Origin of the sequence: Capnocytophaga bilenii (genome assembly GCF_017565765.1) — a bacterium.
Classification (GTDB): domain Bacteria; phylum Bacteroidota; class Bacteroidia; order Flavobacteriales; family Flavobacteriaceae; genus Capnocytophaga; species Capnocytophaga bilenii.
This window is the reverse complement of the sequence record NZ_JAGDYP010000005.1, coordinates 230565-245224: the sequence shown is the minus strand read 5'-3', so window position 1 is coordinate 245224 and position 14660 is coordinate 230565. Positions and strand designations below refer to the sequence as shown.

Sequence of the window (14660 nt, the reverse complement as noted above, 5' to 3'; positions counted from 1 at the left end):
ATGTATTATGGAATTATTTAAGGGACAAAGCCTCTTAGAGTTTACTGAACGCTTTAAAACAGACTTAGATTGCGAAGAATATCTAGCTTCTTTAAAGTGGGAAGATGGAATATTTACAGCCTCTAAAACACATAATTCAAAAGAATATACAATAACACAAATAAGACGAAATAGAAGAAAAATAACAGAAGAAATAACAAATAAAAAAACAAATGAAAAAACAATATATGAAATTATTACTTATTAGTTTATTTTTAATAGGGACAGTGAGTTCTTGTGAAAATGTTAATAATAACACTGAAAAAGATCCACAAAATGAATTATTAAGTATCGAATCTGATACCATATCTGATACCAAATCTGATACCATATCTAATGCACAAGAACATTGTGATTTTGACAGTTTTATTAAGGAAGAGATTGGCTATTTAAATGGCGGTTTTAATAGCAAAGGAAGACTTGATTTAGGGAACATTGATATAAGTTCAATGCTCTCTAAACCATCTTTTCCTTATGGGGTTATTCCTTATATTGGGTTTATTGATATAAAGATTAAAAGAAGATTAGAGATTAATTTTCTAAAAATAGAAAAATCAACAACAAATGATAGTCTTTATATAGCAAAAGGGAAAACAAAAGTTGGTAAAAATGTAAGATTGTTTGAAGGAGAAATAAAAATCAAACATATATATTTTTTTGCAGAGCATTCTAAAGGTTTAGAGGATGATATGGTGGGGAAAATAAAATCACAAGGAATTATCATTGCAGATTATTACTTTAGAGAAGATAAAAAATTATCAGCTACGGGTATCTTTGAAGGAAAGGTTTTATTAAGATGGTATATTAACAATAAAGGAGTGTTTTTATTTGATGATATTGAAGAATATTCAGATGACTATAGAAACAACCAATTTGTAGGGACTTGGACAAGTTATAAGACAGGAGTTAAAAAAGTAGCTAATTGGGGCATTTGTCGCATCCCTTGCTCAGGAGACTTAGATTGGGGTGCAGCTGAATTTTCTCCTGCTCCTGAATATAGAAAATATGGTTGGGAAGACTATAAACCTTAAATAAAAAACCCTTACCTTTGTAAACAATAAATAAAACAATATATGAAATTATTACTTATTAGTTTATTCTTAATATGGGTATGGTCTTGTAAGAACGTTGTTGATAATAACACTGAAAAAGATCCACTAAATGAATCATTAAGTATCGAATCTGATACCAAAATAAACAATCCACTAACGAACAAAAAGTTTTATTATTTAGATAAAGAGGAGAATGGAGAATTGACTCTCTCAATATTCCCATATCTTGAAGACGATTATGATATGGCTAAAATTATTTTTACTGACTCAATGCTTATTAATGGTTGGAATGTTATGGAACCACACGAGTGGAAAATAGAAAGGGTTTCCCAACAAGATTCTCTTTTAATCTATCACTTACAAATGATGGAAAATCCAGAAACTCAAAAAACTTTTTATTTTAATTATAATGAAAAAAAAGGTATTTTATATAGAAAGGATAGAGATACGACTTATATTTTAATAGATTCTTTAAAGAGTAATAGTGTGAGAAAAGTAAAAGCAGAGTGGATACCATGATTTATATCTCAGTTATGTTCTAAAAAAAGATAACAGAAACCCTATTTAAGAAAGGAATAGATTTAAATTATTTAGACCCTGATGCAAAAACACAAAACTATTATATAAAGGTAGAAGCCTATGCAGGTAAGAAAGAATCGGGTACTTTTGAACTTAGTTTTGAAAGTAAGCAAATTGAAGTGAGTAAAAGCCCTCTAAAAGTAAAGGTTGTTGAAGTAAAGAAAGAAGAAAAGAAGGAAGAAGAACCATTAGAAGAAGGGGCTTGCCCACATTGTCGTAAAAAGCATATTGATTTAACAAATAAAATGACTTTTCAAAATCAACCTCCTAAAAGTTAACTTTGTGCAGTTACATCAAAGGCTATAATAAATGGCACTATCGTTAAAATAAATAATAAAGAGATTGAAGAAATTATTTTAAAAGATCCTGAAGGTGCAGGAGGCTATGAAAAAGGGAAAATATTAGCCAATAAGACTTGTTTCTACCAATTAGCCTTAGAAAAAAATGTAATAGAAGGAAAAAGAACAGAGTTAACTTTCTATAATGATAAAATAGTAGAAGGATTAGAATATCTAAATTTATCTTTAGAAAAGGGATTTCCTGTAATGGTTGGAGTTAACCATACTTTCAATAAAACAATTAATGAATCAGAAAAAGCACCTCAAACTACTGATCATTTTGTTGTTATTGTAGGGCGTACTTGTGAGAATGGACAAATTTATTATCCTTTCTGGGAAGTAGGTACTTCAAAAGGTAAAGAAGGATATAAATTTAAGTTAGAATCTAATAATCATCTTACTTGTGATAAGCCATACAGAAAAGTACCTGAACCTTATGTTGTAACACAGATCAGGAGAAATATTGGGCTCTTTAAAAAAAAAGATGGTAAAGAGGAAATAAAAAAGATTAGAATAGAAAACCTAAAAGAAGAGTTATGAAAATGAAAATATTATTAATATCTATATTATTGAATATGCTACTTATAAATTGTAATAATCAGCAGAAATTAAATTCTAACACTATAACACAAATAGATAACAACTTAGAATCAAAAAGGGATACTTCAAGTAAAGAAAGTTTTTCTCTTGTTTATAAAACATATTATCCATTGAGATATAATGAAGATGGAAAGAAAACAATTCTTATAGATACACTATCTTATTTTAAGATTAAGGGAAATATCCTTATAGATAGAACAACAATGGATTTTTATATCTTTAAAATTAATGATATAAAGATTAACGATACCTTAATTACTATTATGTGTAATGAAGTAGCTGATGGTGATCAGAATGATAATAATACTGATGATTTTAGGAGTGTTAAGGACTTTTTTGGCTATGAAGAGAATGTTATTAAAATGTATATAAAAAAGAGCAATAATTATAATATAATTTCTTGGGATACACTTCCCTCTTCTGATAAGATGGGAAGAGAAGATTTTCTTATTGAAAAAGAAAAAGTAAAAGATTCAGGATTAAAGTATTATACTTATGATGATTAAGTGGATCATTGTTAATCAAGAAAAGAAAATTCCGAAAAGCAAAACTATTATATAAAAGTAGAAGCCTATGCAGGTAAGAAAGAATCGGGTACTTTTGAACTTAGTTTTGAAAGTAAGCAAATTGAAGTGAGTAAAAGCCCTGTAAAAGTAGAGGTTGGAGAAGGGAAGAAAGAAGAAAAGAAAAAGAAAGAAGAACCATTAGAAGAAGGGGCTTGCCCACATTGTCGTAAAAAGCATATTGACCTAACAGGGTCTGTTACCTTTTTTGGGTATCGAGATTCTGATAAAAAAGGTTGTTTTAGAAGATGTCAAGATATGCTCAATTCTTGTGGTTACAAATCTGTTTCTGTAAAAGATCCTTCCGTTTTCCAAATGACTAAGTGTGATGAGTGCGAAAGTAAAAATAAACATATATTGATAAATCAACCAAATATTCAAAAAGGGATACAAATAATTGATGACCATTTAGAAAGAGGCATTCCAATTGTTGTAGGAGTGGACCATTCCTCTGGACATACAGGAAATCACGATAAGACTACTGACCATTGGATTTTAATTGTAGGAAGGCAATGTAATAAAAAAATTGAATATCTATTTTTTGATCCACAAACAAGTAATAAAGATAGAGGAACAAGTAAAAATAATGTGTTAATACTACAAGAAGATAATAGTCTAAAAGGAATATAGAAAAATAAAACATATATAGTGACAATGGTTAGGCCAAGTATAATAAGATAAGCCTATGAAAAAAATAATTTTAGTATTAGTCGCTTTTAGTATTTCTTGTACAAATACTAATCGAAAAGTAGTTATAAAAGATCATATAACTGTAAATAACAAAGAGGTGGGAAGCCTTTTGGTTGTTGAAAATCAAGAGGTCAGAAATGTAGTTTACAATTTTTATAATTGGTATGTAAATGACATTTATTTGAAAAACAAAGAATATCTATATTCCCCCTCCTTTAAAAAGTTATCTAAAGGAAAATATGGTCTTGACATTGAAAAATATGCAAAGCATATAAATTCTATAACTTTTTTTTCAACTAAATATAAGAAATTCTTAATCGATAGAACTGTAAAATGTAATTCTATCCTTTTAGAAAAGAAATGGGATTTTAATCCATTAGAAGAATATTACGATTTTGAAGATTGCCAAGAATGTGATTTTATTGTAAAAGAATATTGGTTTGGAAGTCAAGAAGAAAAGAATGGAAATTTTTCTATTAAGAATGAATATAAAACAGAAGGGGAAGCTTTTCTCTATTATGTTCAAGATTATATTGATAATGAGGTTTTTTCAACTTATGAAATAAAGGTTGTCAAAGAAAACAATTTATATAAAATTGATTTTATAAGTGTGATGTAAAATTAGAATATCAAAAAACTTTTGAGTATTTATTACGAAGTAGGCGTGAAATATTTGCAAATCCTAAAACACATAATAAATAATAAAATATCAACAGATAAGATAAAACAAGTAAGTACAAGTAAGTATTTTGATAAAAACCCTTACCTTTGCAAAACAAAATATAAGCCAACATATGAAATTATTACTTATTAGTTTATTTTTAACAAGAATAATGTATTCTTGTGAATGTGTTAATAGTAACACACACTAAAATAGAATTTTCTACGGATAACATTTCAAGTTTAAAATTTGATGATAAAACTAAAATAAATAATCCACTTATAGGTAAAAAATTCTATTATTTATATAAAGGTGAAGATGATGGAGAACTCTTTCTTGCTGTACACCCTTATCTTAAAGGAGATGATGATATGCCTACAATTGTATTTATCAATGATATGCTTATAGATAATTGGAATACAATCGAAGGTAATAAATGGATCATAGAGAAAATAGAAGAAAAAGATACTCTGCTAACTTATTTTGTAAAGATGGAAGATGGGGATGCTTCTGATTCTTTATGTTTGAGTTATAATACTAAAAAAGGATTAATGTATAATATAAGAAAAGATACAACCTTTATACTAATAGATTCATTGTATATTAACAAAATAAAGAAAATTGAAACAAAAATAGAATTTTCGGATGATTAATGAGATTGAGGTGTCTGAATAATTTCATATATTTACACTCTGAAAATTAATGTATTATGGAATTATTTAAGGGACAAATAAAAGACTTTAATATAACTCAAAAACCGAGTAATGATGGGAAGAATTTTCCTATATTACATAAGGTAATACATCAGGTAAAGTATTGGATACGAGGTATATATTCTTGGGTATCAGAATTTAACATAGACCTATATTTAGCGGAATACAGTTTTAGAATTAATCGCTCACAAAATAAAGATACTATCTTTAACAAATTAATGAAAAGAATTCTAGAACGTTCTCCCGTTTCCCAAAGTCAATTAGTATGTAGCTAAATAGACACCTCAATAAATAATTTAAAATAAAACTATATGAATTTTTTAGAAATCGCACAAAAGAGATATGCTGCTAAAGCTTATCGCAACCAGAAGATAAGTGAGGCTAAAATTAAGGAGTTGGCAGAGATACTCCGTTTAGCTCCTTCCTCAGTAAATAGTCAGCCTTGGAAATTTGCTATCATAGGCGATGAAGCCCTTAAAGCCGACTTGGCAGCACATTCGTTCTTCAATGAACAGAAAGTAAAAGATGCCAGTCACCTCATCGTATTTTTTGCTTACGATGATATAGCAGCCTTTGAAACCTATTTCAAAGCTCATCAGCCACAACCTATAGTAGATTATTACGAAAGTGTAAAAGCAGGTGATGAAGAAAGAGCTAAAGCTTGGTTCCAAAAACAAGTGTATTTGGCAGCAGGTTTCTTTATAGCCGCTTGTGGTGCAGAGGGGATTGATGCTACCCCTATGGAAGGTATTGATACCCTTTATTACACCCAAAAACTGCAAGTAAAAGGCTGTAAAGTGGTACTTGCATTAGCGGTAGGCTATCACAGTGAAGCCGATGCTAACCACCCCAGCAAAACGCCTAAAAGGAGACTTCCGCTTGAAGAAGTGGTGGAAATACGCTAATTAGATCGTAGTGCGACACGTAATAACTAAAAGTGGCTGTTCTTTGTAACTGAAGGAAAGTAGGCGAGCAGGTATAGTTGATGTGAAAATATATCTTTATAAAGTGGCAGGGGATAGTACGTTTCTAAAAAATAATTTAAAATTCATAATTTGTAATTCAAAATTATTTTATACCTTTGCCGTCAGAAATATTTAATCATAATGAAAAAACTATTTATTTTGTCGTTAGCCTCTTTAGGCTTTTGGGCTTGCTCTAAGCGAGCTGATTATGCACTGCTGTCGGGTAAATTTGACGGTTTAAACGGTGCTCCTTTGGAACTGAGACTCATTGGGGGCGATGTGGATAAGACTATAAAAGTGCAGCCAGACGGTACTTTTAAAGATACTATCAAAGCACCTGATAACTACTATGTGCTTTTTAACCCTCAAGGAATTGAACTGCCTATGTACTTGGCACAAGGTGACGAATTAGCCGTGAATATAGACGTTACCAAAATGCCTTTGAGCATAAAATTGGCAGGTAAAGATACTGTTGCCACAGCTTATTTGCGCAAAAAATTTGATCTATCTATAGAGTTGCAAAATGGCTTGGAGGACTTGTTTAAAAAAGGCGTAGAGGATTTTAAGAAAGGCGTAGAGGATTATGGCAAAAAGTATACTGATTTTCTTAAAAATACAAAGAACTTATCAAGTGATTTTGTAAAAAAAGAAGAAAAATCTATTAACTACGAGCTCGCACACATCAAATCTATTTATGAAAAAGCTCACTTGCGCTATACTCAAGAGGAGGTAAAACTCCCTAAAGAGTTTGCTGACGAAATTGCAAAAATAGATTATGACAACAAAGAAGATTACAATACCTTTAGAACATATAAAGAATTGGTAGCTACTCACTTATTCAATATGTTTGAAGGTGAAGGTGCTGAGACTTGGGCTAAGACTATTGATTATGTAAAAGGATTGAAATCTGATAACATCAGAGAAGGACTTACTCGTTATTTTATTACTGCGGTATCGGCTTCTAATAATGCTGAAACGAATGCTTTGCTTATAGATGCTATCAAAGCAGTAGTGAAAGATAGTATGGCTCTTAAAGAATTGGACAGACGTATCGCTGGTTTAGAAAAAACAAAACCAGGAACAGAGTTTTCAGGTTTTGAAGGAGAGGATATCAATGGAAAGCCTGTGAACTACAACAGCTTGAAAGGAAAATTAGTATATGTAGATGTATGGGCTACTTGGTGCGACCCTTGTGTGGAAGAAATACCTGCTATGAAAGCATTGCAAGAGGAATATAAAGGTAAAGATGTTGTTTTTGTAAGCTTATCGGTAGATAGAGATAAAGAAGAATGGAAAAAAATGGTAGCTGAGAAAAAGATGGAAGGTTTGCAACTTCATCTTAACTTGGTTACTCAAGGTGAATTTGTTACTAATAATGACATTACTAGTATCCCACGTTTCTTCTTGATAAGCAAGGACGGTAAAATTATAGATATTGCGGCACCACGTCCTTCAAATGCTAAAATTAAAGAACTTATCAACGCTAATTTGTAATAAAATATATTTTCTGAAAGGGTGCGCAATACGTAGCACCCTTTCTTTATTTTCATAATAATCACTTTTCTAATAAATGACACTTTCTTTTACCGAATATGACTTGGCTAATGGTTTGCACGTAATACTTTACCCCGATAGTACAGCACCTGTGGTTACTGTAGGGATGATGTATCACGTGGGAGCTAAAGATGAACAGCCTGAACGCACAGGCTTTGCTCATTTTTTTGAACATTTGCTCTTTGAAGGAACTAAAAACATAAGTAGAGGCAAATGGTTTGATATTGTATCAGCCAATGGCGGTCATAACAATGCTTTTACTACTCAAGATAAAACTTACTTTTATGAGGTATTTCCTGCCAATAATTTGGAACTTGCTTTATGGATGGAGGCAGAGCGTTTGTTGCACCCCATTATTAATGAAATAGGGGTAAGCACACAAAATTCGGTAGTGAAAGAAGAAAAAAGTCAGCGTATAGATAATGCGCCTTACGGACGGATAATGTATAGGGAGGCTATTAATCGCTATCTTTTTGGGCAACACCCCTATAAAGGAACGGTAATTGGCGAGACGGCTCATTTGGATGCTGCAACCCTTGATGAATTTGTACTTTTCAAAAAACGTTTTTACAATCCTAACAATGCAGTATTGGTAGTGGCAGGTGATTTTCAGGAAGCTACTGCCAAAGAGTGGATTGCGAAGTACTTTGCTAATATTCCTAATACAGCTGATAAAAAGAAACCTATTAAGGTGGATGAACTACCTATTACCCAAACTATTAAGGCTACAGAATACGATAATAACATACAAATACCTTTAAAACTATATGCTTATTGTACGCCTGCAATGGCTCATAAAGATGCTTATACGCTTGACTTAATAGCTTATTTACTTACTGACGGCAAGAGTGCGCGCCTTTATAAAAAGATGATTGATGAGGAGAAAACAGCGTTGCAGGTATTGGCGTTTTCGGATGCGCAAGAAGATTATGGTGTGTATATAATGGGAGCACTGCCTATGGAGGGGGTGAGCTTAGCACAACTTGCTGAGCAGATGGATGAAGAAATAGTGAAATTGCAAACAGAACTCATCAGTGAAAGAGAATATGAAAAACTACAAAACCAAATAGAAATGCAGTTTGTAAGTGGACTAACAAATATGGAGAGTATTGCTCTTGCCCTTGCTGATAGTTATCTGTTTTATAAAGATACGCACGCTATTAACAATACAATAGCTATGTATCGTTCTGTTACACGTGAAGATATACGAGAGACAGCACGACAATATTTGGGGGCGCACCAGCGTTTAGACCTTGATTATTTGCCTGCTACTGAAGAATAAACAAATAAAACTAACAATAAATGAAACAACCACAGCCTTCGGCAGCACCTGTCATAGATCTTGGAGAGCCTATTACCCATATATTGCCCAATGGGCTTACACTATTAATTGTAGAAAATAACCGCTTGCCACAGGTGAGTATTCGGCTTTCTTTTGATGAACAACCTACTCTTGAAGGGGATAAAAAAGGAGTATTTGAGCTGATATCACTTTTGGCAGGGAATGGCTCTACAACTATCAGTAAAGATGATTTTAACGAAGAGATAGATTATTTAGCGGCAGATATAAGTATAATGCCTAATGGTGTGATGGGGCGTACACTGTCAAAATATTTTGGTAGGGTATTGGAGTTGATAGCTGATGCTGCCTTGCACCCTCATTTCAGTGAAGAGGAATTGGCAAAAGAAAAAGCACGACTCATACAAAGTATTAGAGCAAACGACAATAATGCCGAAGCTATAATGAAACGAGTAGGGAAGGCGTTGTGCTACACGCTTTTGCACCCTTATGGTGAATATACTACTGAAGAAAAAATAGCAGCTATTACTCTTGAAGACATAAAAGAGCAGTATCACAAACACTTTGTGCCTAATAATGCTTATTTGGTAATAGCAGGAGAGGTACAGGCTAAAGAGGTGATTGCTTTAGTAACAGAATATTTTGGTAAGTGGGAAGCGGTAACGATTACCCATAAACCTCTTTATGAACCTATAAATGTGCCTACTACCCAAATAGATTTGATAGATTTACCCACTGCGGTGCAATCGGAAGTACGAGTTACTAACCTAATAGAACTTTCTATGAAAGATAAAGACTATTTTGCGCTGCTTGTAGCCAATAGTATTTTGGGAGGTGATTTTGGTAGTTATATCAATATGAATTTACGGGAAGCTAACGGGTATACGTATGGGGCTTTTTCAACATTCAAAACTGATAAATGGACAAAAGGGGTATTCTCTATCAAAACGAAAGTGGGCAATGCAGTTACTGCACCAGCCATAGCTGAGGTGCTGAAAGAAGTGGAGCGTATTCGCACAGAATATGTGACAGATGAAGCACTTGCACAAGCTAAGGCGCAGTATTTGGGGCAGTTTATACTGGCTACAGAACGTCCGCAAACTATTGCAAATTACGCTATCAATATAAAAGTATGCAATTTGCCTGCTGATTTTTACAAAAATTATATAGCTAATATAGAGGCGGTTACTAAAGAAGATGTATTGCGAGTAGCGAACCATTACTATACGTTGTATAATTTCAGAATCATAGTGGTGGGGAAAGCTTCTGAAATAAAAGCAGACTTAAAAAAGCTTACACAAAGGGGACAAGCAATACCTTTATATGAATACGATAAGTATGCTAATAAATTATAATTGTCTGATTTTTAATTGCTTGCGTATTATTAAAAAATTTCTTTAGAAAAAAGTAAAGAAATATTTGGTAGGTTGTGAAGAATGTTGTAATTTTGCAGCCAATTTAAATCATTTTATTTATGAATCAATACGAAACTGTTTTCATTTTGAATCCCGTTTTATCTGAAACACAGATAAAGGAAGCAGTAGAAAAGTTTGAAAATTTTCTTACTTCAAGGGGGGCAGAATTTGTAGCAAAAGAGAACTGGGGGCTTAAAAAGTTGGCTTACCCAATTCAAAACAAAAAGAGCGGATTTTACCACCTCTTTGAATTTAAGGTGGCTGGTGAAGCGATTGAGCCTTTTGAACTTGAGTTCAGACGTGATGAGCGTGTAATGCGTTACCTAACTGTAAAGCTTGACAAAGATGCAATTGCTTGGGCTGAAAAAAGAAGAGCAAAACTAAACACTAAAAAAGCGTAAGAAAATGGCAGTAGAACAAAAAAAAGGAGATATAAAATATCTTACTCCGTTAAACATCGACACATCAAAACAAAAGAAGTATTGTCGCTTTAAAAAATCAGGTATTAAGTATATAGATTACAAAGATCCTGATTTCTTGTTGAAGTTTGTAAATGAGCAAGGTAAGTTGTTGCCTCGCCGTCTTACAGGTACTTCGCTTAAATTTCAACGTAAAGTGGCTACAGCTGTGAAAAGAGCTCGCCATTTGGCATTAATGCCTTACGTAGCCGATTTATTAAAATAAAAAAGGAGTAGAGAAATATGGAAATTATATTAAAACAAGACGTACATAACTTAGGTTTTAAAGACGACGTAGTTACAGTGAAGAATGGCTACGGGCGTAACTACCTAATCCCGCAAGGGTATGCTATTTTGGCTACTTCTTCAGCAAAAAAAGTGTTGGCTGAAAACTTAAAGCAAAAAGCTTACAAAGAACAACACATAGTAGAAGAGGCTAAGAAGACAGCTAAAAACTTATTGGCACTTACTATGAAAATAGTAGCCAAAGTGGGTTCAGGAGATAAATTGTTTGGTTCTATAAACAATGCTCATCTTGCTGAGGAATTAGAAAAATTAGGGCACAGTATTGATAAGAAGTTTATTTCAATAGCTGGTAATAGTATCAAACGCACTGGTAAATATACAGCGGCTATTCGTTTGCATCGTGATGTAGTGGTTGATTTTCCATTTGAAGTAGCTGCTGAAGTTGCAAAAGAGGAAAATAAACCTGCTGAAAAGCCAGAAGCTCCTGCAGCAGCACAACCTGAAGCAAGTGCAGAATAAGGTACTGAAAACTAATAAATTACAAAAAGCAAATAGTTCATATCAATTATAATTTTTGGACACCTGCGAAGAATTTTTCTTTGTAGGTGTTTTTTTACACATAAAAATTTGATTGTTTCAAAAAATAATTGTACTTTTGTACCTAAGTTTAGTAACTAACTCAGCAATGGATTCTAAGATTAATACTATAGGGCTTACAATTTGGGGCTATAAACAGGGGTGCAAAGTATTGGCTTCGCAGGGCGTTAATTTTCAGGCTCAGGAGGTAAAAGACCGTCTAAAAGATATAAGTGCTTTTATACGTATTCATACACCACGTGTAGATTTTTATACTTTGCAATTTACTCAAAATTACAAGATATATACACAATATCGTTCGTCTAAAGAGGTGAATGGGCAGAGTGGTGTGTTTATAGCTATTTCATTGTACATACCTCATTTTTTACAATGGCGGGGGGTGCGCTTAGTGCTCAACTTGCTAATGGATATGTACTTTGCTGAGCATATTGATTACCAAACAAATATGCCTCAGCTAAACGTAAAAGAAGATATATATCCTTATTTTAATTTGCTGAGGAGTTATGAGCGGCAGCTGATAGATGATCCTGAAGCAAGGTCGTGTGTATTGCAATTACCTTATTCGCCTAAGGTATTTACTTATACAAACCTTTATGAAGTGGATAAGTACTTTAATATGCCCTATCAGCCTGAGTTTAGTGACGTTCAAGATGTGGTGTTTTTGCGCAAGGAATTTGTAGATGATCCTCGTGCTTATAGTATTGATTTTCTTTTTCCTGAATATACTCTACAGCAACAGGATACAACAGCTAAACCTTCGGCGACAACAAAATCTACTACTGAAGTGTCTCGTTTTTCATTGGGAGATGCTAATTTGAAAATATTAGCATTTATGAAAAATGGTAAAGATGTGAGTCTTACCTACAAAAATGAGGCTTTTTCTGAAGATGATATGATTGAGTTGTTGTTGGAAAAGTCGCGTTATCAGGAGATGTTTTCTTTTCACGATACACTGAAAAAAGGGGTTAAAAAGGGTATTTTTAAGAAAATACAAGATGGTTATGCTTTAGATAATGTTACGTTTGCAGATAAGACATTTAAGGTGTATGTGCAAGCAACACAAAAGGAGTATGCGAAATACGTTTCCTTTTTGTCATTAGAAAGTAATAATTTTAAGGTAAAGACAAATAGTGATAGCAAAGGATATTACTTTTTGCTGAAAGGTGAGGAGGCTCATAATATTTTTAGTTTGAACTATAATGGTATTGTTTTTAAGAGTAACTATATGGTGGACGATCGTGAGCCACTAATGGTTGGCTTTGAGAAATATCATTTTACAATAGTTTCTAAGAAAAAGGCTACAATTACGCTTAAAATTAATAGTATATTGTTTAGTAATACACTGCGTAGTGATGCACCTATTGATATAGTATTGCCCGAGCACTTATATCACTTTGAGTTTGAAAACCAAGAAACAAAGCGGGTAATTAATATATCAAAAAGTGGGGAGATAAACTTTGATGTTGCGGCTAAGAATTTTAACCCTCAAATGATAGCTTCTCAAAGTCCTACGAATGATAATAAGCAATTATCGGTAATAGATGAGAGTTTGGAAGATGATGAGGTAGTGGCTCCTAAATCTCGTTTTTTATGGCTTAAAATAGCATCTATTATTGTATTTGTACTATTACTGCTAGGGGTAGGGTATTGGTTTATACTTCCAATGCTGAAAGACCCTGTAAAGGCTTATGTGATGTTTTCATCGGATAGTAAGATTAAAAATATCAGTTTCTTAACAAATATAGATGAGCGTACTTATGAAATTGATGATGTGTATATACGCTTAAAGAAGAGTTTCCCAATAGCAGAGACAAAGTTGGTACTTGATTTTGATGAGGAGGGAAAGGATACTTTGGTACTTAGCCAAACACAGCTGAGTAACTTGGCGAAGATGGTAGCAAATGATACTAAAGATACACTTAAAATAGAGGTGCTCTCGCCTGCGCGGTATTTTCTTTTCAATGTAAGTCAATGGAAAGAAACGCACGCAGACCCTAAAGGGACTTTGTTCTTGGCTGAAGCGAGAAAGCACAATTTTATCACAGAGGGGTTACGATCTGAATATGAGAAAGCTGTATGGGATAATTTCTTGAAAGATTTTGATTATTCGGCATATAATAGTGAACAAGTGGATAGTATATTGAGTCCGTACTTAAAAGGAGGTAGTGATGAACTATTAGGCTATCAGAATGATTTGCAGCAAATTATAGAACAGACTAAAGCACGTGAAGAAGGTGGGGGTGATACGACACAAGAGGGTACTGTAGCAACCGAAGTGGTACAACAGCCAACAACTCCTAAAGCTATGGCGAGTACTACACCAAGAAATAGTGAGACGCAAAGGAAAGCAAGTGTGCCTACAATTCCTAATGAACTACCTGCAGCGGTACCAGTGCCTGCTACAGATAACACGGCTTCACCACCTCTTGATGAACCTCGTAAATCAAAAACTATTACAAGGCGTATTAGAAACACTCCCAAGCCTGTAGCTTCAAATCCTACCCTTACTAATGAGGTGCTTACAGACTTGAAGCGATTTAATTTGCTGGGCTGTTCAGAAGAGGTAGTAAATAGAGTAAAGGCAAATATCAAGAAATTGGATAGTAAGGATTGGAGCTTGGTACTATATGAACTAAACCAAGAACGTAAAGAAATAGAAGAGCGCATAAACCAATATAGTATGTTTTTTACGGCACTAAAGAATGGTACTCCTATAGATAATATAAAGACTTCGAGTTTTGGAGGTCAGTCAAACCTTATTAATTACTTAAAAAAGAATAATAATTATAATTTGGTGAAAGGGAAAGCTAATTTGAAGACATTTGCAAACATTCGCCAAGCTATTATAGATACAGGTGTAGATCCTAAAACTATACAATAGAATATTAAC

The 14660-nt window shown here is 33.1% G+C and carries 16 protein-coding genes and 2 pseudogenes; all 18 read left to right on the top strand.

The window, feature by feature from the left end:
- Window positions 1–7: 7 nt before the first annotated feature.
- Window positions 8–109: pseudogene (locus J4N46_RS08360) on the top strand (IS1595 family transposase); the annotation flags it as partial.
- 118 nt (window positions 110–227) lie between these two features.
- Window positions 228–1070: a hypothetical protein gene (locus J4N46_RS08355; RefSeq protein ID WP_208058916.1), complete on the top strand. Its 843-nt coding sequence runs from the start codon at window positions 228–230 to the stop codon at window positions 1068–1070.
- Between the two features lie 42 nt (window positions 1071–1112).
- The gene (locus tag J4N46_RS08350) at window positions 1113–1610 is read left to right on the top strand and encodes a hypothetical protein (protein ID WP_208058920.1); all 498 of its coding nucleotides are present in this window, start codon (window positions 1113–1115) and stop codon (window positions 1608–1610) included.
- Between the two features lie 179 nt (window positions 1611–1789).
- The gene (locus J4N46_RS08345; protein WP_208058915.1) at window positions 1790–1948 is read left to right on the top strand and encodes a hypothetical protein; all 159 of its coding nucleotides are present in this window, start codon (window positions 1790–1792) and stop codon (window positions 1946–1948) included.
- A 267-nt stretch (window positions 1949–2215) separates the two neighbouring features.
- Window positions 2216–2548, top strand: a complete 333-nt coding sequence (locus tag J4N46_RS08340; RefSeq protein WP_208058914.1) for a hypothetical protein — start codon at window positions 2216–2218, stop codon at window positions 2546–2548.
- A complete protein-coding gene (locus tag J4N46_RS08335) occupies window positions 2545–3114 on the top strand; it encodes a hypothetical protein (RefSeq protein WP_009414732.1) in 570 nt (189 codons plus the stop codon). The genes J4N46_RS08340 and J4N46_RS08335 overlap by 4 nt, the downstream gene beginning before the upstream one ends.
- A gap of 126 nt (window positions 3115–3240) precedes the next feature.
- Window positions 3241–3801, top strand: a complete 561-nt coding sequence (locus J4N46_RS08330) for a hypothetical protein (RefSeq protein ID WP_208058913.1) — start codon at window positions 3241–3243, stop codon at window positions 3799–3801.
- Window positions 3802–3856: 55 nt separating this feature from the next.
- The gene (locus tag J4N46_RS08325) at window positions 3857–4480 is read left to right on the top strand and encodes a hypothetical protein (protein WP_208058912.1); all 624 of its coding nucleotides are present in this window, start codon (window positions 3857–3859) and stop codon (window positions 4478–4480) included.
- A gap of 224 nt (window positions 4481–4704) precedes the next feature.
- Entirely contained in the window at window positions 4705–5175 is a 471-nt protein-coding gene (locus J4N46_RS08320; RefSeq protein ID WP_208058911.1) for a hypothetical protein, read from the top strand.
- Between the two features lie 77 nt (window positions 5176–5252).
- Window positions 5253–5510, top strand: a pseudogene (locus tag J4N46_RS08315) (IS1595 family transposase); the annotation flags it as partial.
- A gap of 36 nt (window positions 5511–5546) precedes the next feature.
- Window positions 5547–6140, top strand: coding sequence for an NAD(P)H-dependent oxidoreductase (locus tag J4N46_RS08310; RefSeq protein ID WP_208058910.1), 594 nt, complete (start codon window positions 5547–5549; stop codon window positions 6138–6140).
- A gap of 201 nt (window positions 6141–6341) precedes the next feature.
- Window positions 6342–7694: a TlpA family protein disulfide reductase gene (locus J4N46_RS08305; protein ID WP_009414871.1), complete on the top strand. Its 1353-nt coding sequence runs from the start codon at window positions 6342–6344 to the stop codon at window positions 7692–7694.
- A gap of 76 nt (window positions 7695–7770) precedes the next feature.
- Window positions 7771–9036, top strand: a complete 1266-nt coding sequence (locus J4N46_RS08300; RefSeq protein ID WP_208058909.1) for a M16 family metallopeptidase — start codon at window positions 7771–7773, stop codon at window positions 9034–9036.
- 20 nt (window positions 9037–9056) lie between these two features.
- Window positions 9057–10409 carry a M16 family metallopeptidase gene (locus tag J4N46_RS08295; RefSeq protein ID WP_208058908.1) on the top strand — a complete coding sequence of 451 codons (1353 nt, stop codon included), beginning with the start codon at window positions 9057–9059 and terminating at the stop codon, window positions 10407–10409.
- 119 nt (window positions 10410–10528) lie between these two features.
- Entirely contained in the window at window positions 10529–10870 is a 342-nt protein-coding gene (gene rpsF / locus J4N46_RS08290; RefSeq protein ID WP_009414868.1) for a 30S ribosomal protein S6, read from the top strand.
- A gap of 4 nt (window positions 10871–10874) precedes the next feature.
- Complete coding sequence (gene rpsR, locus J4N46_RS08285; RefSeq protein WP_009414867.1) at window positions 10875–11153, top strand: 30S ribosomal protein S18; 279 nt, start codon at window positions 10875–10877, stop codon at window positions 11151–11153.
- Between the two features lie 17 nt (window positions 11154–11170).
- Window positions 11171–11692: a 50S ribosomal protein L9 gene (rplI, locus tag J4N46_RS08280; RefSeq protein ID WP_208058907.1), complete on the top strand. Its 522-nt coding sequence runs from the start codon at window positions 11171–11173 to the stop codon at window positions 11690–11692.
- 166 nt (window positions 11693–11858) lie between these two features.
- Window positions 11859–14651: a hypothetical protein gene (locus J4N46_RS08275; protein WP_208058906.1), complete on the top strand. Its 2793-nt coding sequence runs from the start codon at window positions 11859–11861 to the stop codon at window positions 14649–14651.
- Window positions 14652–14660: the final 9 nt, after the last annotated feature.

Coding starts and splice junctions, on each gene's coding strand:
- J4N46_RS08355 (WP_208058916.1), top strand. CDS start 228: ATGAAATTATTACTTATTAGTTTATTTTTAATAGGGACAGTGAGTTCT.
- J4N46_RS08350 (WP_208058920.1), top strand. CDS start 1,113: ATGAAATTATTACTTATTAGTTTATTCTTAATATGGGTATGGTCTTGT.
- J4N46_RS08340 (WP_208058914.1), top strand. CDS start 2,216: ATGGTTGGAGTTAACCATACTTTCAATAAAACAATTAATGAATCAGAA.
- J4N46_RS08335 (WP_009414732.1), top strand. CDS start 2,545: ATGAAAATGAAAATATTATTAATATCTATATTATTGAATATGCTACTT.
- J4N46_RS08325 (WP_208058912.1), top strand. CDS start 3,857: ATGAAAAAAATAATTTTAGTATTAGTCGCTTTTAGTATTTCTTGTACA.
- J4N46_RS08310 (WP_208058910.1), top strand. CDS start 5,547: ATGAATTTTTTAGAAATCGCACAAAAGAGATATGCTGCTAAAGCTTAT.
- J4N46_RS08305 (WP_009414871.1), top strand. CDS start 6,342: ATGAAAAAACTATTTATTTTGTCGTTAGCCTCTTTAGGCTTTTGGGCT.
- J4N46_RS08300 (WP_208058909.1), top strand. CDS start 7,771: ATGACACTTTCTTTTACCGAATATGACTTGGCTAATGGTTTGCACGTA.
- J4N46_RS08295 (WP_208058908.1), top strand. CDS start 9,057: ATGAAACAACCACAGCCTTCGGCAGCACCTGTCATAGATCTTGGAGAG.
- rpsF (WP_009414868.1), top strand. CDS start 10,529: ATGAATCAATACGAAACTGTTTTCATTTTGAATCCCGTTTTATCTGAA.
- rpsR (WP_009414867.1), top strand. CDS start 10,875: ATGGCAGTAGAACAAAAAAAAGGAGATATAAAATATCTTACTCCGTTA.
- rplI (WP_208058907.1), top strand. CDS start 11,171: ATGGAAATTATATTAAAACAAGACGTACATAACTTAGGTTTTAAAGAC.
- J4N46_RS08275 (WP_208058906.1), top strand. CDS start 11,859: ATGGATTCTAAGATTAATACTATAGGGCTTACAATTTGGGGCTATAAA.